This window comes from Mycobacteroides chelonae, from assembly GCF_016767715.1.
Classification (GTDB): Bacteria; Actinomycetota; Actinomycetes; order Mycobacteriales; family Mycobacteriaceae; genus Mycobacterium; species Mycobacterium gwanakae.
Window position 1 is genome coordinate 712982 of record NZ_CP050145.1, and the last position, 19208, is coordinate 732189.

Below are 19208 nucleotides of genomic sequence, written 5' to 3' on the forward strand. Positions count from 1 at the left end.
CGCTCAGAGCGACGTCAGGTGGTCGTGGCCCTGTCCCTCGGGCGGCAGGGCGCCGGTTACCTGGAAGATGACCCGGCGGGCGACCTCGACCGCGTGATCGGCGAAGCGCTCGTAGAAGCGGCCCAGCAGCGTCACGTCGACGGCGGCCGCCACTCCGTGCTTCCACTCGCGGTCCATGAGCACGGTGAACAAATGCCGGTGCAGGTCATCCATCGCATCGTCTTCCTCGTTGATGCGAGCGGCCTTCTCCGGGTCGCGAGTCAGCAGCACCTCTTGCGCACTGTTACCCAAATCGACCGCGACGCGGCCCATTTCGGCAAAGTATCCGTTGACCTCTTCGGGCAGTGCGTGCTGCGGATGGCGGCGCCGGGCGATCTTGGCGACGTGCAGCGCCAGAGCGCCCATCCGGTCCACGTCGGCGACGATCTGGATGCTGCTGACAACCTCGCGGAGGTCTCCGGCCACGGGAGCCTGCAGGGCCAAGATGGCGAAGGCATTCTCCTCGGCGGCGGCGCTCATCGCGGTGATCTGCTCGTGGTCGGAGATGACCTGCTCGGCGAGCACGAGATCGGCCTGCAGCAGTGCACGAGTGGCCCGCTCCATGGCGGCTCCGGCCAACCCACACATCTCCCCCAGCTGTGCCGATAGTGAGGACAGCTGCTCCTGAAACGCGGTACGCATGGATCAAGCCTACGGACCCGCCGTCGTTGAGTCATGGCCCTGGCGTGAACGGCGAGTGAATGCCGCCACAGGTTCCGTGAAAGAAACTGAGATCAGCGTCTAAATAGACGGACTATCCGCAGGTAGCGTCGCCGGCATTGACGACCGTCAGGTCCATGGGGAGCTCGGCGGGCGCCATCGCGCCCGAGGACAGCTGTAACGGCACGGTCGAGCCGGCGGCGGGCGGAGCCTGCAAGTTCGCGGTGGAGGCGTAGTCACTGCCCAGGACCACACGCACGGTGGTTTGCGCGCCGTTGATTCGCTGGAGCTTGGCACCGCCGAAGGAGGCGGCAACGGTCGCGGCCTGCTGCTCGTGCCCCGGCGAGAAAAAGACTGTGGTGGAGGGCAGGGCGGACGGATAGTCATCGGTAGTGGTGATGCCGAATCCATAGTGGGTCAATTGGCTCGCAGCCGACGCTGCCAGGCCCGTTTGGCCCGTGCTGTTGGACACGTGCACATTGATCTCGCTGGGCTCGGTGGTTACCAGATCGACGGGCTCGCTTGGTGTGGCGGCCGGAGTTGGTGTGGCGGTGGATGTTTCGCCGAGCTCGCTTGCTGCTCCGTGCTCGCTGGACGCCAACGTGGTGTCCTGGGTGGTGGTGCCGGGCATCGGAACGCGGGTGCCGTCGGGCTGCAGCTCGCCGGGCAGCGGATCGTCATTGATGATGGCGTCGAAGATCTTTCGGATATCCGTGGTGCGGGGCGTCTCATTGCCTTCGGAATCGGTGCCGTCGGTCGGCACCGTCAGGAAGGTGATTCGGCCGGCCTTCACGTCCTGGAGCGACTGCCCCAGGTCCACAAGGTCTTTGGTCCTGATGTTGTCGACGTAGGAGTCGTCGATGAAGGTGTTCACCACGTTGTTGAGCTTGCTCAACGAGAAGAACGTGTTGTGCGAGATCATCGAACGCAGCAGGGACGACAGGAACAACTGCTGGCGCTTGATGCGTCCGTAGTCGCCGTTGTATTCGGTGGTGACCTGGCGTGCGCGCACGTACTGCAGGGCGGTGTGCCCGTCAATCGTTTGGCGCCCAGCGTTTTCCAGCACGGTGCCCAGCTCGTAGTCTTCGATCGGCGTGGGCGTGCACACCTCGACGCCGCCGAGCGCGTCGACCATCTTGGAGAAGCCGGCGAAGTCCACCCCGAGGAAGCGGTTGATGTTCAACCCCGACATCTTCTGGATGACCTTGACCAGACACTTGGGTCCGCCGTATGCGAATGCCGAATTGAGTTTGGTTTCGGTGTATGCCTTATCGGGTCCGTAGGACCGGGTGTCCTCGTTCCAGACCTCGCACAGTGTCGGCTGGATCGCCAGATCACGCGGGAAGGACACCACCGCGACACGCTTACGGTTCGCCGGGATGTTGACCAACATGATGGTGTCCGAGCGGGTGCCCTCGGCGTCGGAGGTGTCTCCGGCTCCCATGTTGCTATTGGCGCCTGCCCGGGTGTCCACGCCGATGATCAGGAAGTTCTCGTCGCCGTATTGAGCGTTGGGATCGCGAATATCGTGAGAGTTGGGGTCCAGCGCCTCGACGCGGTTGAGTCGGTTGTTCTTGACGTTGCTCCACTGCCACGCACCGCCGGTCAGCGCCAGGGAGCACACCGCGACGACGGCGGCGATGGAGCGTCCGAGGTAGATGGGCCGCCGCGAGCGCTTGGGTTCAGGTTCCCGAACAGAGGCTTCCGGATTGCCCACCCGGATCGGAATGGCGCGGGTGTCGATGTTGTCGTCCAGATTCGATGCCCGTACGCGGCCCGCGGCGGCCTTGTCATAGAGGGGGGCGTCGTCCGGGTAGTCCACAAAGTCGGGGTGTTCATCGGGGTGGTGATCGAGATGGGGCATGTCCTGCGGCACCTGCGGCAGGACATCGGTGTGGCTCTCGTCGGCGATCGGGCCGGGAGTGGGCTCCTCGGCGCGGTCCTCGTCCTCTGAGCGAGCGTGCCGCCTCGATCGGCGCCCACCGCCAGCACCCTCGCGGGCCAGGAGGTCGGCCACGGACAGGGAGTGCGAGCCGGTCTCGTGTGCCGACGGCGCGGTCTCCTCCGGCGCGGGAGTTGGCTTGGCTCCGCTGGGAGCCGGTCGGGGAGGCCGTGCGGCCTGTCCCGGTGCGGGCCGGGGAGAACGTGACGACGGCTCGGCGCGCAGCGTCTCGCGGACCGACTGCTCGATCTCCAAGCGCCGGGTCCACTCGTCGTCGGTGGGGTCAGGCAGCGAGTGATTCAGGGCCGGCGGTGGTGTCCACGGTGTGTTGGATCGTTCCGGCGCCACGTCGATGTCAGGATGACTGCCAACGGGCTCGATGGCGCGTTCCCATGGGGCCGCGCCATATGCGCGTGGTTGGGCAGGAGTGGCGTTGGGGCCATCACCCATGTTCAACCTCGCTTAAAACGTCTGGACAGTTGCAAGTACACGGCACACCGGCAGCACATAGCGCCGTGCCCGGGGCACGGTCGTCGTCACATGCTACTGAGCATTGCCGCAGATCACCATGCCCAGTGACCGAGATGTGACCCCACGTCACCCGCCAGAGTGCATGACATCGGCGGCCGAGGGAACAGTGCAATCGTCGGGGTCATTGAGCCAGCCATCGGGTAGCGACACCTTGCCCGGTGACCCCTGGCGCCCGCGGGGGCCGTTTCCGCCTTCGGGGAAAGGAGCCGTGGCGTCCAGCTGATGGAGAAGGGTGTCCAGCTCGGCGAGGGTACTGACGAGCGCGAGCGCCCGGCGGAGGTCTCCACCGGCCGGGAAGCCGTGCAGATACCACGCGATGTGCTTGCGCATATCGCGCAACGCCTTGTTCTCCCCAAAATGGTCGACGAGCAACACCGCATGACGCCGCATGATGTCCGTGACCTGACCGAGATTCGGGGGCTCGGGAATCGTCTGACCGTTGAATACGGCACTCAACTCGGCGAAGAGCCAGGGTCGGCCGAGGCAACCGCGACCGATGACAACACCGTCGCAGCCCGTCTGCTCCATCATGACGACCGCATCGGAGGCATCGAAAATGTCGCCGTTCCCGAGAACGGGGATGGTTGTGACGTGATTCTTGAGTGCAGCGATCTGGTTCCAGTCGGCGGCCCCGGAGTAACGCTGAGAGGCGGTGCGCGCGTGTAGTGCGACGGCCGCGGCGCCCTCTGCCTCGGCGATGGCTCCGGCATCCAGATGGGTGTGGTGGTCGTCGTCGATGCCGACGCGGAACTTGACCGTCACCGGTATGTCGGTGCCCTCGGTGGCCCGTACGGCGGCGGAGACGATCTGGCCGAACAGTCGCCGTTTATAGGGAAGCGCGGCGCCTCCGCCATTTCGGGTGACCTTGGGTACCGGGCAGCCGAAGTTCATATCGATGTGGTCGGCGAGATTCTCGTCGACCACCATCTTGGCGGCGCGGTAGGTCGTTTCCGGATCCACCGAGTAGAGCTGCAGCGAGCGTGGCGACTCTTCGGGGGAGAAGGTCGTCATGTGCAGGGTGACGGGGTGGCGTTCGGCGAGTGCCCGTGCGGTCACCATCTCGCAGACATACAGTCCGCTCACGGTGCCGGTGGTGGCCAGCTCGAGCTCCCGGCACAACGTCCGGAACGCCACGTTGGTGACACCCGCCATCGGCGCCAGTACGACCGGGCTAGGCAATGCCAAAGACCCGATCCGCAGTTCGCGGGATCGGGCCTTCGGGAGGTCGACGGATGCGGTCACGTGTCAGTCGATTAGACGCTGACCGCTTCCCTGGCTGCCTTGGCGGCGTTGCGTTCGGCGCGTTTGGCCTGGCGCTCCAGGTACTTGGCTTTGACTTCCTCGAAGTCTTCGGAGGTCTTCCTGAGGTCACCGATGATGCGTTCGACACCCTCGCGGTACTCGTCGCCCTCGCCGTTGATGTCGTCACGATCGAAGATGCGCCACTTGCGCAGCACCGGCAGCACCACCTCGTCGAGGTGTGACTGCGGGTCGTAGACGCCGCCGGTGGCGATGGTGACCGCGTTACGGCGGAAGCCCGGAATCGTGTAGCCGGGCATCTTGAAGTTGTCGAGCACCCGGAAGATGGACTTCATGGCCTGGTTCGGGGCGATCTTGAGACCGGCCTCGACCATGTTGCGGTAGAAGATCATGTGCAGGTTCTCGTCGGTGGAGATGCGCTTGAGCAGCTCATCGGCGATGGGCTCGGCGCAGGCCTTGCCGGTGTTGCGGTGCGAGACGCGGGTGGCCAGCTCCTGGAACGTCACGTACACCACCGAGTCGAACAGGCTCTCGGCGAAGAGTTCCTCGCCGCCCTGGCGGTTCTGGCCGGGGGAGAATCCGCGGGTCATCTGCTCCACGCGCAGCTTCTCGAGTTCGAACGGGTCCACCGAACGGGTGACCACCAGGTAGTCGCGGATGGCGATACCGTGCCGGTTTTCCTCGGCGGTCCACCGGTTCACCCAGGTGCCCCACGGTCCGTCCATGGTGAAGTTCATGGCGATCTCGCGGTGATACGAGGGCAGGTTGTCCTCGGTCAGCAGGTTCGTGATCATGGCGACCTTGGCCACCTCGGAGAGCTTGGACTGCTCAGGATCCCAGTCCTGACCACCTAGAGCCTTGTAGTTCTTGCCCTCAGACCAGGGGACATAGTCATGCGGGTTCCAGTCCTTGGTGACGCCGAGGTGGCGATGGACATTCTCCTCGACCACGGGCTCAAGCTCATGGAGCAGCTCCAGGTCGGTGAATTCCTTCTGCATGGATATCCCTCAGGTTCGACAGAGTTATCTGTATCTGGAAGTTGCAGTCAATATATCTGTAAACGACGGTTGCATACAAGTGGACGGACTGTGGCGCACAACAACGTGCCCGCGGGTCCTCTGGCGTGCGAATGAAGGCATTTCTCGCTCGAGCTGCGAGGCCTGTACACCCGCAGTATGCTTGCTGACAACCCAAGATGGAGGTGTAACCAGTGAAGTCGGTAGTGAACGCGGCCATTGTCACGGTTGCGGGTGCGGGTTTTTCGTTGGCGATGGCGGGGCTGGCCCATGCGGGTGGTCCGACCGATACCACCGGGCAGTTCTACAGCGACGCCTCCTCGACCCTCAAGGGTGAGGGCTACACGGTCGTTGTGGCCGGCCGTTCCGGTGATCAGGTAGGCCTGGACGACTGTCTTGTCTCGCACCAGGAAGCATTCACCGTCAAGAAGGGTCAAGACGACCGCGGAAAGATGGTTCATGTGACCCTGCGCTGCTACAAGGTGGAGGTCGCGGCGGCTAAGAAGGCTGCCGAGGAGAAGGCGAAGTCTGCGGCGGCGTAGTCGTCCCAGTCGTTGTCGTCGGCGTCGAGTTCGCGCCCTGTAGCAGTATCTGCACGCAGTAGTCCACGAACCGCTGGCGTTCCACTTTCAGCTCCTCATTCAGGTATCCCCTGAAAAGGCTTGTCAGCGCACCGACCAAACTGGTCGCGACCAGTTGTTGCTGCACCTCGTCGGCCAGATTGGTGCTGAGCTTTCCCTGCAACAACGCGACGAATCGCGGCAGCCAGTCGTAACCGGACTCCGAGAGCGTTGGCTCAAATGTCGGCGCTATCAAGAGAACTCGCCCCATGGTGGGTTCGTCCACCATCAGCCGGACGAACGCGTCGACACCTTCGTGTGCCGACCGCGCGCCGCTGAGCGCTTCGATCGCACGAAATCCCACGTGGTCGTAGACCGCCCGGACAAAGGTGTCGCGGTCGGAGAAGTTCTCGTAGAAGTACCGCTCGGTCATGCCGGCGGATCGACATACGGCACGGACGGTGACGGCAGGCCGTGGGCTCACGCCGAGTAGCCGCACGCCGGCTGCCATGAGCTCGCGCCGCCGCTCATCGGCGCGCTCGGCCGCCGAGATACCCGCCCAGCTACGTCGCTGCGCTTGACCGTTCGTCACGGGCCTCCTAATCTGATATCAAAGTTGACAACTCTGATTGTCACTATACGTCGAACTGCAATGGAGCGTTCCGAATGGTCAACGATATGTCCGAGCTCGCCCAGTCTGCCGCGGAATCCGGTGCGTTCGTGTCGGGCTGCCCGGTGAGTCACGGCGCGGCTTCGTCGACCACCGTGCCGCTCGGCCCGGAATCGTTGACGTGGAAGTACTTCGGCGATTGGCGTGGGGTGCTGCAAGGCCCCTATGCCGGGTCCATGCAGAACATGCATCCACAACTGGGCGCGGCCGTCGAACAGCACTCCCTGTTCTTCCGGGAACGTTGGCAGCGGCTCCTGCGCTCGTTGTATCCGATCGGTGGCGTCGTGTTCGACGGGGATCGCGCACCGATGACGGGTGCCGAGGTGCGCGACTATCACGTCAACATCAAGGGAGTCGACGATCAGGGGCGCCGGTACAGCGCACTTAATCCGGACGTCTTCTACTGGGCGCACGCGACCTTCTTCATGGGCACGATCGTCGTCGCAGACTGGCTCAGCGGCGGTATCGGTGAGGCCGAGAAGCGTCAGCTCTTCGATGAGCACATCACGTGGTACCGGATGTATGGCATGAGTATGCGGCCGGTGCCGAAGACCTGGGAGGATTTCCAGGGGTACTGGGATCACATGTGCACCAACGTCTTAGAGGACAACAAGGCCACGCGCGATGTGCTTGACCTGTCCACTTTGGCGGTGCCGCCGTTTGCGCCCTGGATTCCCGAGGGGCTGTGGCGGTTCCAACGGCGTTTGGTGGCGCCGATGTTTGTCTGGCTGACCGTTGGGCTGTACCACCCGGCCGTTCGGGAACGTTTCGGCTACACCTGGTCTGCGCGCGACGAATGGTGGCACCGAAAGTTCGGGCAGGCCGTCAATGTGCTCTTCAAGTTCGTGCCCGAGCGCAAGCGCCGCCACCCCCGGGCCCGCGCCGGATGGGATCGCGCGGTTGGGCGTACACCGGCGGATGCGCCGCTGCCGCAGACCCCGGACCGCAACCTGCCGCCGCTGGATACCTGGGGCAGCCCCAACCACTACAACCCCAAGGTGTCATAGCCGTTGTTCGTCTTTCGCCGGTGACAGCGCGGTCTACCTGCCATGATTTCTGCTCATGGCAGGAAGTTGGGGCTCTGTCCTTACCGGACTCGTTCCGCTCGGATTGGTTGTCGCGCTCTCGCCGATCACCGTCATCCCGGCAGTGTTGGTCTTGCAAGCGCCACGGCCACGGCCGAGTGGGCTTGCCTTCCTGGCCGGATGGCTCTTCGGCCTCGCCGCGCTCACGGCGCTGTGTGTCTCGGCCGCAGGTTTACTCGGCGGGCTACACCGATCGGCGCCGAACTGGGCCTCGTGGGTGCGGGTGGTCCTCGGATCGGTGCTGATCCTGTTCGGTATCTATCGATGGCTGACCCGGCATCATCACACCGACTCACCGGCCTGGATGCGAACGTTCTCCACCATCGGCCCGGCCCGGGCGGCGATCACCGGGACGGCCCTGGTGCTGGTGCGGCCGGATGTCTTGTTCATTTGCGTCCCAGCCGGATTGGCGATTGGTGCCAGTGGGCTGGATCTCGCTGATCGGTGGACGGCAGCGGCGTTCTTTGTCGTTGTCGCCGCCTCGACCGTCGCTATCCCGATACTGGCCTACGCGGCGGCGGGCCACCGGCTCGATGACACGATGAGCCGGCTCAAGGATTGGATGGAGAAGAACAACGCGGCCCTGATGGCCACCATCTTGATGGTGATCGGTGTGATGGTGCTATACAACGGAATTCACGCGTTGGCCTGAGGCCGTGTTCAGCCGTGTGACGGCTTCGGGTAGTCGTTGTAGAACCCCTCGCCGGATTTCACGCCCAGCTTGCCATCATCTACATATCGCTGCAGAAGGTCCCGCGATGTGGTGGGGATATGAGGGAAGTGCTTGATGTAGTTTTCTTCGATGTCCAGCGCGACATCGAGGCCTACCTGATCGATCGCGCGAAACACACCCACCGGGCTCATATGTGCCGCGACCCAGATCCGGTCGAATTCTGTCGGTGTCGAAACGCCCTCGGCAACGACGGCCAAGGCTTCCCGCTTGATGGCAGCCCACACCCGATTGATGATGAAACCAACACTTTCCGTGCGTGCGACGGCGGTGACGAAGCCGTGCGTAGGCAGCTCTGCACTAAGGATGTCGAAGATCCGTTCATCGGTCTGCCCGTCGGTCATCAGCTCGGCCTGCGGCGCTTCGGGAGGCTGGCCGTAGTGGGTGTTCAGAAATCTTTCTGGGTGTTTGACCTTGCTGATGAGCTCGCTGCTCATGAAGGACGACGAGTTGGTGCCGATGATCGCGTCGGGTGCGGCGATGTCATCGAGCTGGCCGAGGATATCGATTTTGAGTGCCTGCACCTCGGGAACGGATTCGACGACATACCAAGCGTCTTTCACCGCGCTGGGCAGATCGGTGAAGAACTCGACACTCGCCGGTGTGGCGCCCACATCGGCTCTGGCCTTGACCAATTCCGGAATTCTTTGATCGAGGAATTCCTTGGCCGACTTCAGTGAGTCCTCGGATACGTCGTAGAGATGCACCGCGCCGCCACGCGTTGCGAAGGTGAGGGCGATGCGGCGGCCGAGTGTGCCCGCTCCCAAGACGGTGACGGGTCGATTGGCGATGTTTGTCGGGGGTGAGTACGTCATTTTTTGTTCCGATCTATGTTGACGATTGGCGAGTTCCGTTTAGATTCCAACGATTCCGGTGAGGTTGCCTTCGACTTTCGCGAACGAGCGATCGCCGCTGCCGTCGAGGTTGACGGCCCGGATTTCTCCCGCCATGTCGCTCACGTAGGCGATGTCGGCGTCCTTGTCGATTGCCAGGCCGATCGCTTCGCTGAATCCCGAAGCGAGAATCGTGACCTCTCCACCTCCCTGTCCGGGTGCAGGAATCTTGGCTCTGTTCAACGTATTGCCCGAGGGTGCTGCGCCGCGGTCGGTCCAGTAGATCAATCCGGCGTCAAGATCTAGTTCGATGTCGATCGGCTCGGGCAGGTCGGTCCATAGCACCTCTATGTCTCGGTGCTGTGGAGTCTGTCCGTAGGGGATCTCCAAGGAAGTTCTAAAGATCCGTCCATCGCCGCCCTTGGTAGGGCCCTTCTGCGTCCAGTACAGAAGTCCGTTTTGTTCGTCGACCGCCACGCCGACGCAATGATTGCGAACAATGTTGCGGTCCGATTCGTTCACCGCGACGGTCACCTCGTCGCGTAGGTCACTGCCGTCCAGCCGCGCGCTGCGGACAGCAGCGCCCTCGCGATCGGACCAGTACAGCCGTCCGAGTGACCACGCCGCCGAAAGTTGTTTACCAGTAACAAAACTTCCTGTTGGCAGGAGGTAGGATCGCTCGGTTCCATCGATGGCTGCTCGCTCGATGGAACCGTTCTTTCCGTAGAAGTCGAGGTTGTGCTCGGTGAGGGGTTGGTTGGCGTCGGTGAGCGTGGGCACGCCCATGTTGGTCCAGTAGATGTTCTGCCGTGCGGGGTCGACGACTATGCCGTCGGGCAGTTCGTTGAGTTCGGTCACCAATTCGGTGGGTTCCCCACCCGGGACGGGGAACTTCAGGATCGCCCTCTGGAGCTGATTCAGGGCAAGAAGGTGTCGAAACATGCTGTTCTCCTTGGGATGTCGTGCCATTCAGGCATCTAGTTGATGTAGTGCCGCCAAGATCGCACGGGTGCGTTCGTTGCGTCGCGTCAGTAGCCGGTGGTAGTTCTCGTCGCCGGTCCCGTACGCGGTGTCAATTGCATCGAGGAGTTGTTCGATGATCTGTGGGTCCGATGGGGGAGTTCCCGGCGTGATCTTGCCTACCTCGGCACCGAGGCCCTTATACAGATGCCGCGCGCCCTCTGGTCCGCCGCCCAGTGCGTTTCCTTCGAACAATCCTGTTGCGGCCCAGCGTAAGCCAAGCGAGTTCTGGAGGGCGAAGTCGAGGTCCGGGACGCTGACCACACCTTCCGCGACGAGGTACAGGGCCTCGCGCGTGAGTGCTACCTGGAGCCGGTTGGCGACGAAACCGGGGACCTCGCGACGAATCACGATCGGCGCGCGGCCCAGAGCTCGATACAGTTCGAGGGCGGTCCGAAGCGTGGAATCACTCGTATGCGCTCCGGGAACCACCTCAACGAGAGGCATCAACTCGGGCGGGTTGAAAGGATGACCGACAACGATGCGGTCGCTTGCTTCGAGGCCGTCGGCGATGAGCGTCGCGCCGATCGAGGAACTTGAGGTGGCCAACACCGCGTGCTCGGGGGCCGACTCCAGGAACTGGCCGAAAAGGTCGTGCTTGACGGCTAGGCGTTCGGGACCGTTTTCTTGGACCAAGTCTGCTTCGGCGACGACCTCGGCGAGTGTGTGGCTGGCGAACACGTCGGGGTCATCTGCGCCGAAGGTTGCTTCAACCACCGCATCGAGGTCCTCGCGGGGATCGGTTATGCCAACGCGCCACCCATGGTCACGGGCCAGCCGTGCCCACGACAGTCCGATGACGCCGGCGCCGACGACTGCCATGGTCTTCTGCTGATCGCTCATTGTTCCTCCTGCGTCTTGTGTGGCGTAGCAACGGCAGATTCGGGTTCTTGCCTTGCCGCGCGTGCGGCGGCAATCCGGGTGGCGCCTCACCGTGCTCTATCGACGTGATTCTGACTCTGTGAACAACGTATCTAGCTATAAGTCGCACGTCGATGGTGTACAGGCCAAGAATGGTTGTCCATTTGAACAATCCGTGACGTGGGGGAAGCAGTAGCCTGGTCACCGTGGGTGAGTCACTGTCGGACGCCGCGAAGGCAAATCTGAATGTTGTCGGACGTCAGCTGCTTGTTCGAGTGGACGAGATGTGCGCCGAACAATGTCGGATCATTCGTGAACGGGTCGCCGCATACCGGGATCCTGCGCTGGTCACCGATGACGATCTGTTCGCGGCCGGCCGTGACCAGATGGTGTTCGTCTTGGAGGTAATGGGAGCGGGAGCTCCCGATACGAGTGTGGCGGGGCGGGTCGGCAGGCTGCGCGCAGAACAAGGGGTGCCGTTGGCCGACGTGATGTCGGCTTACCGGGCCGGGGGACAATTTCTATGGGACCAAATCTTGCAGGCGATTGACGCAGCCGGCTTGTCACGGCAGGAATTGCGGGCCGCAGCTTCACAGGCGTGGCAGAACCAGGACATCTATACCGACGCGATGGCCGAGGGGTACCGCGAGGTCGTCGTCGAGCAGCTCATCCACCGGGATCAGGAACGTTCTGCGCTGGTAGGTGGGCTTATCGACGGCCGTCTGCCAGCGGGCATGACCGCAGGGGATGCGGCACATCTACTCGGGCTACCGGAATCCGGCTGCTTCGTCGTGGTTGCCATTGATTCGGGGCCGCTTGACTACCGCGCGTTGCGTGCTGCGGAGAAGACCCTGGGCGACCGTGGCTTTGCCTCCGCATGGCGGGTTGAGCCTGATATGCAGGTGGGAGTGGTTGCGCTCGTTACGCGTTCGCGGCTCGGAGAGCTGGGCGAAGCGCTACGAGGTCTTGTCGTGCAGCGAATAGGGGTTAGCCCGTTTATGACGGCTACCCTCCGCATGGTTCGGCTCTGAACTATGCGAAGGCCGCTTTGTTGGCGGCCACGGGGGACGAGGCGGTTTTGGCGTTCGACGTGAATCCCTATGCGATAGCGGCGGTTACCGATCCGCCGACCATGGAGCGATACTGCGATCTGGTGTTAGGTGGCCTCGGTGACATTGGTGCCGCGGATCGGCAATTGCTCGTGAGCACCTTTCAGCAGTGGGTCACCTGTGACGGTTCCATTCCGGCCACTGCAGGTGCGATGTTCTGCCATCCCAACACCGTGCGGTATCGGTTGCGCAGGCTCAAGCAACTGACGGGACGCGATATCGCGCGCCCCCGTGACATCGCCGAGCTGCATCTCGCCATCGAAGCCGAGCGCCGCCTGAACCTTTCCTAGCCGCGGACCGGCAACGGCTCGACACCGACGAGCTCGCAACTCTTGGCATACAGGTCGTCCTGCGCCGCTTGATTTTTGGTGTAGCGCCGTACCGGGCTCGGTGTTTGTGCGGCGAGGTATTCCCCATTGCGTCCGCGGTGCTCTTCCGACACCGCCATGTCGGTGATCAGCTGACTCGGCCGCTCCGGTGTGATCAGCGCCAGCATCACCACTGACCGCACCGGCTGCGGTATCTCGCGCCAAATGTCGGATCTGACATTACCGGGATGCAGTGCGTTCGACGTGACACCTGCGGGGAGACGGCGGGCCAGCGCATTGCTGAACAGAAGATTGCCCATCTTGGACTGCGCATAGGCGGAGAAAGTGAAGTAGAAACGCCTTCCTCGCCAGGTGTTTTCGTTGATCCTGCCCACGCTGTGGGCGACCGAAGCCAGATGGATGATGCGGGCATCGCCGGTCGGTGCGGCCTGCAACTGAGGAAGCAACAGGTGCGTCAGCAAGAAGGGGCCCAGATAATTGGCTCCCCACTGCAGCTCGTAACCATCCTCGGTCTTCGACTGGCGCATGGGCGAGGCGCCGGCATTGTTGATCAACACATCGACCTGGGGATGCTGCGCTGCCAGCTCACTGGCGAAACGTCGGATGTGCCCGAACGAAGACAAATCCAGCGACAAGACGTCGACTCGAGCGCCTGGCGTCGCTTCCAGGATTTGATCGCGGGCGGCGTTGGCCTTCGCTTGATTGCGGCACGCCATGACGATGGTGTGTCCATCCGCGGCCAATCGGTGCGCACTGGCCAGGCCGATTCCGGCGTTGGCGCCGGTGATGACGATCGTCTTGGGCATGCCCACTCCTCGCTGAGATGGCTAAATGAGATCGAGTGTCACAGGTTAAGGGATCTGCGTCGATGTCCGCGCGCGTACTTTGGTCAATGCCCCCAGGGCAAACACCAGTGCTAGTGCCGTCACCCCAACCCGGACGAGGTTGAGCAGGTTCCATTGCAGTGCGAGACGGTGGAGCTCGTCGGGAGTTTCGCCAAGCGATCCGAAGAAGAGCGTCATGTTGAGCTTGACAATGATGTAGCTCGAGAGAGCGACCGCCGCTATCTCGGCGGCGCTCGCGATAAACAGTGAGCGCTTCTCCGGGGCCCGCCATGGGGTGCGCACGAACCAGACGATCAGCGTGACGGCGGCGATCTGGGTGAGCGGGATGTAGTAGTACACCGGGTTGGTGACCACGGTGAACTGCTGAAAGGCCCGTAGCTGTTCCTTGGTGTCACCGGCGATGTTCGGTCCGATCACGACCGCCTCGTAGAGGTTTCCGAAGAACCACATCGCGATTCCGAACACGGTGAAGTACATCAGTATCCGACGGCCCATCGGCACATACTCCCAAGATTGTGGCGTGATACGGCCGAAAGTCGTCGAAATATGGCCAGCTGCAGGCTTTCGGCATTGCGGTAGTACCGATACCGTCTGCGCGTGACCAAGCTATTGCTCTCCATCCATGTGCTGGCGGTGATTCTCGCGGTGGGGCCAATCGCCGTGGCAGCCAGCATGTTTCCGGCATTCGCGCGGCGGGCCGCCGCCACGCCCGATGGTGGCGGCGAGCTGGGAAGCCTGCGCACCCTGCATCGGGTCTGCCGGGTATATGCCGTGGTAGGGATTGCGATTCCGATGTTTGGTCTGCCGCTGGCCGATCTGATGGGGGTGCTGGGCAGCCCCTGGCTGATCGCATCGCTGGTGCTCACCGGCATAGCGGCGGTGGTGCTGGTGTTTGTGATGCTGCCGCGCCAACAACGGGTGTTGGTCCAGCTGGGCGATGGTGAGTCCCTCGATGCGCGGGTATTCGCGCGGTTGGCGATGTTCACCGGGATCTTCAACCTGTTGTGGGCAGCGGTGACCGTGCTGATGATCGTGCGCCCAGGGTCCAGTACCGGCGTCTAGATGGCGGAAAACCGCTAGCGCGGGCGGTTGGGTGTCCTGTGGAATTGCTGGGTGGACACCGCGACTGCCGCCCCCGCCCGTAGCCGCTGGCTTCCCTTGAGGTTCGCCGCTCTTGCTTTGGTGTGGGGTGCGAGTTTCCTTTTCATCAAGGTCGGGCTGCACGGACTGTCGGCGCTACAGGTGGCTGCCGCGCGTTTGGACTTCGGCGCCCTGACGCTGGCATCTCTGGTTGTGCTGCTGCGTGTTTCGCTGCCGCGCGAGCGCAAGGTGTGGGGGCACATCGGCGTTGTCTCGCTGACCTTGTGCGTCATTCCGTTCGTGCTCTATCCCTGGGCTGAGCAGAGCATCGACTCGGGGCTGGCCAGCATCTACAACGCGGCGACCCCACTGATGACCACATTGGTGACCCTTATCGCCTTGCGCGCTGAGCGACCGGGCCGGATGCAGCTGCTCGGATTGGGGCTCGGGTTTCTGGGGGTGTGCGTGGTGTTGGCCCCGTGGCAGTTGATCGGCCGCGGAGGGCCGGTGCTGGCGCAGTTCGCGTGCTTGGGGGCAACCATGAGCTACGGGATCGGGTTTGTGTACATGCGCAAGTACGTCACGCCGCTGGGGCTACCCGCGCTTGCGGTCGCCGGTGTTCAGGTGGGTTTGGGAGCGGTGCTGATGACCGCCGTGGTGGCGCTCGCTGACCATCACCGGATGGCGATCACCCCCGCCGTGCTGCTGAGCATGGCGGCTCTCGGGGTGCTGGGCACCGGACTGGCGTACGTCTGGAACACCCAGATCGTCAACGGATGGGGTGCCACCGCCGCGTCCTCGGTCACCTACCTGGCCCCGGTGATCGGGGTGCTGCTGGGGGCCCTGGTCTTGAACGAGCGAATCGGATGGCATGAACCCCTGGGAGGGGCGATCGTGGTCGCAGGAATCGTATTGAGCCGCAAGCGAAGTCGCTGACCGGTGGTCACCTGGACCGGTGCCGCATGCGCCACCGCAGCGGAGGCTCGCCGAATCGGCGCTGGAACGCCCGGCTGAACGCGGCGTCGGAGGTGTAACCGACGACTTTGCCGACCTGGCTCACCGCGTCGGTGCTGAAGCGCAGCAGATGCGCTGCCCGGTCGAGCCGTCGCTCGGTGATGTAACTGGCGGGCGGTTGCCCCAGCAGCGCGGTGAATCGTTGGGTGAAGGCCGAGCGTGACTGCTGCGCGTGCTTGGCGAGTTCCGCGATGGACCAGGGATGCGCCAGGTTGTTGTGTATCGCGGTGAGGACGGGTGCAAGCCGGGGATCCAGAGCCGCGGTGAGCCAGCCTGGTTCGGCGCGGTCGGAGGTCGACCACTCCCGCAGTGCGTGAATGAACAGCAGGTCCAGGATCCGTGAGAGCATCACCCAGGAGCCCGGGCTGGGCGTGACGACTTCGGCCAGCACGAGCTGGAGAGACAGTGATAGCCATTCATGTCCTGGCTGGTCGGTCCGCACGACGATGGCTGGCGGCAGGACCGACAGTAGGGGGTCGGCGGCCTTCTTCTCCGCAGTGAATCGTCCACTGACCCAACGGGTTGCGGTGCGGCTATCACGAGCGCTCACGTGCCCGTCTGCCGCAGAAAGATTTCGGACACAGGTTGGCTCGCCCTGGGCGAGGCGGTGCGCCGTACCCCGTGCCAGCAGCACCATGTCCCCTGCGCCGAGGGTGTACTCGAGATCTCCGTCGATGTGCACGCGAAGGCCCGGAGTTTCTGCGATGTGCAGCACGCGCTCGTTCGGGGGTAGTGCGATGTCGAAAGGCGGTTCGGAGGAGCAACGCATGATGGTTTCTCCGCGCAACCCGATGGCGGACAAGACTCCCGAGAAGGCGTCGATATCGGGAGAATCTGAGAACCAGCTGTGTGATTTTGGCTGATCGGCAAAATATTCAGGATGATCGGTCATACCACTTGCTCCATAGTCCAAATATGTTGGTGGGGCCCCGGTAAGTCAACAGTGCCGCCGAGAGCGGACACGGCGGGGTCGAGGTCGTCCAACATCTACTGAGAGGCAGATATGTCCAGCAAACCGGCTATTGTCCTGGTCCACGGATTCTGGGGTGGCGCCGCACATTGGGGGAACGTGATCGTCGAGCTGCACAAGCGTGGCTACGGGGAGCTATATGCGGTCGAGAACCCATTGACGTCACTGGCCGATGACGCTGCCCGCACACGGCAGATGGTGGAGCAGATCGACGGGCCGGTACTCCTTGTCGGGCACTCGTACGGCGGCGCGGTGATCACCGAGGCGGGCGATCTGCCAAACGTGGTGGGCCTGGTCTATGTCGCGGCGTTCGCTCCTGACGCGGGGGAGAGCCCCGGTCAGCTGACCGAGCAGCTGCCGCCTGCTGCGGCGGCCAATCTGGCCCCCGACAGCGATGGCTATCTGTGGATCAAGCAGGACAAGTTCCGTGAGAGCTTCGCGCAGGATCTGCCCGAGGATGCGGCACTCATCATGGCCGTCACTCAAAAGGCGCCACTGGCATCGACATTCGGTGACGCCATCACGGCACCCGCATGGAAGGTCAAGCCCTCCTGGTACCAGGTGTCCACGCAAGACCGGATGATCAACCCGGATAACGAGCGCAAGATGGCGCAGCGGATCAATCCTCGCAAGACCATCGAACTGGATGCCAGCCACGCCTCCTTGGCGTCGCAACCCGTTGCCATCGCCGATCTGATCTCCGAGGCCGCTGAGGAACTCGCCGGCTAAGAGAATCACACGCGTGGGGGCATCGGCACATGCTGCCGGTGCCCCCATCGGCGTTCGTTAGGTCGCCAGATCTTCGGTAAAGGCCTCGTCGGCAAGGTCTTCGAGCTCCTTGCCCCTGCTTTCAGGGCCCAGCAGGTATCCGATAATCGTCAGGATCCACAGCCCGCTCAGCGCAAGATAGGGCGTTTGAATTCCGTAATGCGTTATGGCCCAGCCCACCAGGGTGGGTGCGGCGATGGATACGACGCGACCACCGCCGACCGCGATACCGAATCCGGTGCCGCGCAAGACAGTGGGGAACAGTTCGGCGACATAGGTATCGCCGACGCCCCACAGCCAACCGAGTGTCGCGATGGAGATGGCGCCGAACACCAGATACTGCGAGAGTGAGTCTGACGTGGCTCCCAGTGCAGTAGAAGCGATTTCGATGACTGCGGCGAGGATGGCCGAGGGGCGCCGCCCTATCCAATCGGCGAGTGCGGTGCCGATGAAGACGAAGACGGCCTGCAGCAGAAAGAAGATCAGGGCATAGCGGATCGCTTCCACCGAAGTGGCGTGGAATTTCTTGACGATGTATGTGGTCAGGAAGAGGGTCATGCCCCAGTAGCCGACCGCGTTGGCGGTGTAGACCAGCCAGCCGACAATGAGCCGTCGACGCACACCGGGGACATGCCACAGCTTGGGTTTGGTGGCGCCGCGTTCGATCTTGGCTTTCGTCTGGGTGTAGCGGTGAGATTCCTTGATGCCTTGCCGGGCAAGGAAAAGTACGACCGCGGGCACGATCGCGACGACGAATGCGGCTTGCCAGCCGAACCGTGGTACTAGGACCAGGGCAACGCCGGCGGCGAGCACGTATCCCAGCGAGAACAGTGAAAAGATGACGCCGCCAACGCCTATGGCGCGGGTCTTGGCCGGCCACACCTCGGCGGTGTAGGGGGCGCCGACCGCGAGCTCGCCAGCCCCGCCGACGCCCGTCAGGAACCGTAGCCCGGTGAATGCGGCGACGTTCGTGGTGAGACCTGCCAGGGCGGTCGTGATGCCGTACAGCAGGATCGAGGCCCCGAGTGTGGTCTTGCGACCCCACCGGTCGGCAGCGAGACCGAAGCCTATGGTGCCGATGGTGTACCCGAGCAGAAAGATCGAGCCGATGTAGCCCGCCTGGGCCTCGGTGATGTGCAGCGTCTTCTTGATCTCGGGCAGCACCAGACCGTAGATGTTCACCGTATACGAGTCGAAGCCGTACCCGAGGCCCGCTGTCACGGCGACGAAGAACGCCTGCCGGAAGGTCACCGGGCGGGATTGCCGCGCGGGTGTCTCGGTGGTTTCCTCGGCTGTCGACGTCATTGCCCGAACGGTAGGCAGCGGGCGAGGGCCTGATAAGGCTCCTGCTCCCGCTGATCACAACCAGCGATGTGGTGCCCCCACCAGGGCTCGAACCTGGGACCTGCGGATTAAAAGTCCGTAGCTCTACCAACTGAGCTATAGGGGCGCGGAGAGACAGGATACTGGTTGGCTCACCACGCGAGCACCGTGGTTATCCGGTTTGGGTTCTGGGGAGGTTGTGCCCTAAGCTAAGCGAGCTCCCAACGCGACAAGCGTTGTGGGTACCCCGGAGAGATTCGGAATGGGCCCCCATCGTCTAGTGGCCTAGGACGCCGCCCTTTCACGGCGGTAGCACGGGTTCGAATCCCGTTGGGGGTACGCAACCAGTCATGCTGGGAGCAGAGTAAGGCCCTGTGGCGCAGTTGGTTAGCGCGCCGCCCTGTCACGGCGGAGGTCGCGGGTTCGAGTCCCGTCAGGGTCGCCAGTACGGCGAGGCAGTATCTGTGGATCTGCCGTCCGGCCAGGTAGCTCAGTTGGTACGAGCGTCCGCCTGAAAAGCGGAAGGTCGCCGGTTCGATCCCGGCCCTGGCCACCATTTTTCT

At 63.2% G+C, this 19208-nt stretch carries 18 protein-coding genes, 4 tRNA genes and 1 pseudogene; 10 read left to right on the plus strand and 13 right to left on the minus strand.

Annotation, left to right across the window (positions count from 1 at the left end):
• Positions 1–3: 3 nt before the first annotated feature.
• The 4 genes from phoU to HBA99_RS03585 all read right to left on the minus strand — a co-directional run bounded on the left by phoU (position 4) and on the right by HBA99_RS03585 (position 5430).
• Complete coding sequence (gene phoU / locus HBA99_RS03570) at positions 4–681, minus strand: phosphate signaling complex protein PhoU (RefSeq protein WP_070951565.1); 678 nt, start codon at positions 679–681, stop codon at positions 4–6.
• 112 nt (positions 682–793) lie between these two features.
• Positions 794–3091: an LCP family protein gene (locus HBA99_RS03575; protein ID WP_070923816.1), complete on the minus strand. Its 2298-nt coding sequence runs from the start codon at positions 3089–3091 to the stop codon at positions 794–796.
• A gap of 147 nt (positions 3092–3238) precedes the next feature.
• On the minus strand, positions 3239–4414 hold the full coding sequence (gene dusB, locus HBA99_RS03580; protein WP_070951564.1) for a tRNA dihydrouridine synthase DusB: 1176 nt from the start codon (positions 4412–4414) through the stop codon (positions 3239–3241).
• 11 nt (positions 4415–4425) lie between these two features.
• Complete coding sequence (locus HBA99_RS03585) at positions 4426–5430, minus strand: acyl-ACP desaturase (protein ID WP_030094261.1); 1005 nt, start codon at positions 5428–5430, stop codon at positions 4426–4428.
• 212 nt (positions 5431–5642) lie between these two features.
• On the opposite strand from HBA99_RS03585, the gene HBA99_RS03590 reads away from it, so the two are divergent.
• Positions 5643–5990, plus strand: a complete 348-nt coding sequence (locus HBA99_RS03590; RefSeq protein ID WP_057969381.1) for a hypothetical protein — start codon at positions 5643–5645, stop codon at positions 5988–5990.
• Here HBA99_RS03590 and HBA99_RS03595 read toward each other — a convergent pair.
• Positions 5947–6600 (minus strand): TetR/AcrR family transcriptional regulator, encoded by a 654-nt coding sequence (locus HBA99_RS03595; protein WP_057969382.1) that lies wholly within the window; start codon positions 6598–6600, stop codon positions 5947–5949. The two genes, HBA99_RS03590 and HBA99_RS03595, sit on opposite strands and share 44 nt — an antisense overlap.
• Before the next feature lie 74 nt (positions 6601–6674).
• Here HBA99_RS03595 and HBA99_RS03600 point away from each other — a divergent pair, with 74 nt between their 5' ends.
• Complete coding sequence (locus HBA99_RS03600; RefSeq protein WP_057969383.1) at positions 6675–7685, plus strand: oxygenase MpaB family protein; 1011 nt, start codon at positions 6675–6677, stop codon at positions 7683–7685.
• A gap of 55 nt (positions 7686–7740) precedes the next feature.
• A complete protein-coding gene (locus HBA99_RS03605; protein WP_070931521.1) occupies positions 7741–8415 on the plus strand; it encodes a GAP family protein in 675 nt (224 codons plus the stop codon).
• Positions 8416–8423: 8 nt separating this feature from the next.
• Here HBA99_RS03605 and HBA99_RS03610 read toward each other — a convergent pair whose 3' ends face one another.
• From HBA99_RS03610 to HBA99_RS03620, 3 genes are read right to left on the minus strand one after another with little or no spacing between them, the layout of a single operon-like run.
• A complete protein-coding gene (locus tag HBA99_RS03610) occupies positions 8424–9308 on the minus strand; it encodes a 3-hydroxyacyl-CoA dehydrogenase family protein (protein WP_070931520.1) in 885 nt (294 codons plus the stop codon).
• Positions 9309–9347: 39 nt separating this feature from the next.
• Positions 9348–10268 carry a hypothetical protein gene (locus tag HBA99_RS03615; RefSeq protein ID WP_070932345.1) on the minus strand — a complete coding sequence of 307 codons (921 nt, stop codon included), beginning with the start codon at positions 10266–10268 and terminating at the stop codon, positions 9348–9350.
• Between the two features lie 27 nt (positions 10269–10295).
• A complete protein-coding gene (locus HBA99_RS03620; RefSeq protein ID WP_070923811.1) occupies positions 10296–11189 on the minus strand; it encodes a 3-hydroxyacyl-CoA dehydrogenase NAD-binding domain-containing protein in 894 nt (297 codons plus the stop codon).
• 302 nt (positions 11190–11491) lie between these two features.
• On the opposite strand from HBA99_RS03620, the pseudogene HBA99_RS03625 reads away from it, so the two are divergent.
• A pseudogene (locus HBA99_RS03625) lies at positions 11492–12606 on the plus strand (PucR family transcriptional regulator).
• Here the strand turns inward: HBA99_RS03625 and HBA99_RS03630 are convergent.
• Together HBA99_RS03630 and HBA99_RS03635 are read right to left on the minus strand one after the other, a co-directional pair.
• Positions 12603–13451, minus strand: coding sequence for an SDR family NAD(P)-dependent oxidoreductase (locus HBA99_RS03630; protein WP_070950197.1), 849 nt, complete (start codon positions 13449–13451; stop codon positions 12603–12605). The pseudogene HBA99_RS03625 and the gene HBA99_RS03630 sit on opposite strands and share 4 nt — an antisense overlap.
• A gap of 45 nt (positions 13452–13496) precedes the next feature.
• Positions 13497–13985 carry an anthrone oxygenase family protein gene (locus HBA99_RS03635; RefSeq protein WP_070931518.1) on the minus strand — a complete coding sequence of 163 codons (489 nt, stop codon included), beginning with the start codon at positions 13983–13985 and terminating at the stop codon, positions 13497–13499.
• A gap of 102 nt (positions 13986–14087) precedes the next feature.
• On the opposite strand from HBA99_RS03635, the gene HBA99_RS03640 reads away from it, so the two are divergent.
• Together HBA99_RS03640 and HBA99_RS03645 are read left to right on the plus strand one after the other, a co-directional pair.
• Positions 14088–14552 (plus strand): hypothetical protein, encoded by a 465-nt coding sequence (locus HBA99_RS03640; RefSeq protein ID WP_070916655.1) that lies wholly within the window; start codon positions 14088–14090, stop codon positions 14550–14552.
• 51 nt (positions 14553–14603) lie between these two features.
• Positions 14604–15506, plus strand: a complete 903-nt coding sequence (locus HBA99_RS03645; protein ID WP_070931517.1) for a DMT family transporter — start codon at positions 14604–14606, stop codon at positions 15504–15506.
• A gap of 7 nt (positions 15507–15513) precedes the next feature.
• Here the strand turns inward: HBA99_RS03645 and HBA99_RS03650 are convergent, their stop codons facing one another.
• Entirely contained in the window at positions 15514–16476 is a 963-nt protein-coding gene (locus HBA99_RS03650) for an AraC family transcriptional regulator (RefSeq protein WP_070951563.1), read from the minus strand.
• A gap of 111 nt (positions 16477–16587) precedes the next feature.
• Between HBA99_RS03650 and HBA99_RS03655 the strand changes: the two genes are divergently transcribed.
• On the plus strand, positions 16588–17283 hold the full coding sequence (locus tag HBA99_RS03655; protein ID WP_057969393.1) for an alpha/beta hydrolase: 696 nt from the start codon (positions 16588–16590) through the stop codon (positions 17281–17283).
• Between the two features lie 57 nt (positions 17284–17340).
• Here HBA99_RS03655 and HBA99_RS03660 read toward each other — a convergent pair whose 3' ends face one another.
• Together HBA99_RS03660 and HBA99_RS03665 are read right to left on the minus strand one after the other, a co-directional pair.
• Positions 17341–18627, minus strand: coding sequence for an MFS transporter (locus HBA99_RS03660; protein ID WP_070951562.1), 1287 nt, complete (start codon positions 18625–18627; stop codon positions 17341–17343).
• Positions 18628–18696: 69 nt separating this feature from the next.
• Positions 18697–18772 (minus strand) — tRNA-Lys (locus tag HBA99_RS03665).
• 139 nt (positions 18773–18911) lie between these two features.
• On the opposite strand from HBA99_RS03665, the gene HBA99_RS03670 reads away from it, so the two are divergent.
• From HBA99_RS03670 to HBA99_RS03680, 3 genes are all read left to right on the plus strand, one after another.
• Positions 18912–18984, plus strand: a tRNA-Glu gene (locus tag HBA99_RS03670).
• Positions 18985–19013: 29 nt separating this feature from the next.
• Positions 19014–19090, plus strand: a tRNA-Asp gene (locus HBA99_RS03675).
• 34 nt (positions 19091–19124) lie between these two features.
• Positions 19125–19201 (plus strand) — tRNA-Phe (locus tag HBA99_RS03680).
• Positions 19202–19208: the final 7 nt, after the last annotated feature.

What these genes read in the sequence shown, in the direction of transcription:
- phoU (WP_070951565.1), bottom strand. Translation starts at nt 681, where the DNA reads ATGCGTACCGCGTTTCAGGAGCAGCTGTCCTCACTATCGGCACAGCTG.
- HBA99_RS03575 (WP_070923816.1), bottom strand. Translation starts at nt 3,091, where the DNA reads ATGGGTGATGGCCCCAACGCCACTCCTGCCCAACCACGCGCATATGGC.
- HBA99_RS03585 (WP_030094261.1), bottom strand. Translation starts at nt 5,430, where the DNA reads ATGCAGAAGGAATTCACCGACCTGGAGCTGCTCCATGAGCTTGAGCCC.
- HBA99_RS03600 (WP_057969383.1), top strand. Translation starts at nt 6,675, where the DNA reads ATGGTCAACGATATGTCCGAGCTCGCCCAGTCTGCCGCGGAATCCGGT.
- HBA99_RS03605 (WP_070931521.1), top strand. Translation starts at nt 7,741, where the DNA reads ATGGCAGGAAGTTGGGGCTCTGTCCTTACCGGACTCGTTCCGCTCGGA.
- HBA99_RS03610 (WP_070931520.1), bottom strand. Translation starts at nt 9,308, where the DNA reads ATGACGTACTCACCCCCGACAAACATCGCCAATCGACCCGTCACCGTC.
- HBA99_RS03615 (WP_070932345.1), bottom strand. Translation starts at nt 10,268, where the DNA reads ATGTTTCGACACCTTCTTGCCCTGAATCAGCTCCAGAGGGCGATCCTG.
- HBA99_RS03620 (WP_070923811.1), bottom strand. Translation starts at nt 11,189, where the DNA reads ATGAGCGATCAGCAGAAGACCATGGCAGTCGTCGGCGCCGGCGTCATC.
- HBA99_RS03630 (WP_070950197.1), bottom strand. Translation starts at nt 13,451, where the DNA reads ATGCCCAAGACGATCGTCATCACCGGCGCCAACGCCGGAATCGGCCTG.
- HBA99_RS03635 (WP_070931518.1), bottom strand. Translation starts at nt 13,985, where the DNA reads ATGGGCCGTCGGATACTGATGTACTTCACCGTGTTCGGAATCGCGATG.
- HBA99_RS03650 (WP_070951563.1), bottom strand. Translation starts at nt 16,476, where the DNA reads ATGACCGATCATCCTGAATATTTTGCCGATCAGCCAAAATCACACAGC.
- HBA99_RS03655 (WP_057969393.1), top strand. Translation starts at nt 16,588, where the DNA reads ATGTCCAGCAAACCGGCTATTGTCCTGGTCCACGGATTCTGGGGTGGC.
- HBA99_RS03660 (WP_070951562.1), bottom strand. Translation starts at nt 18,627, where the DNA reads ATGACGTCGACAGCCGAGGAAACCACCGAGACACCCGCGCGGCAATCC.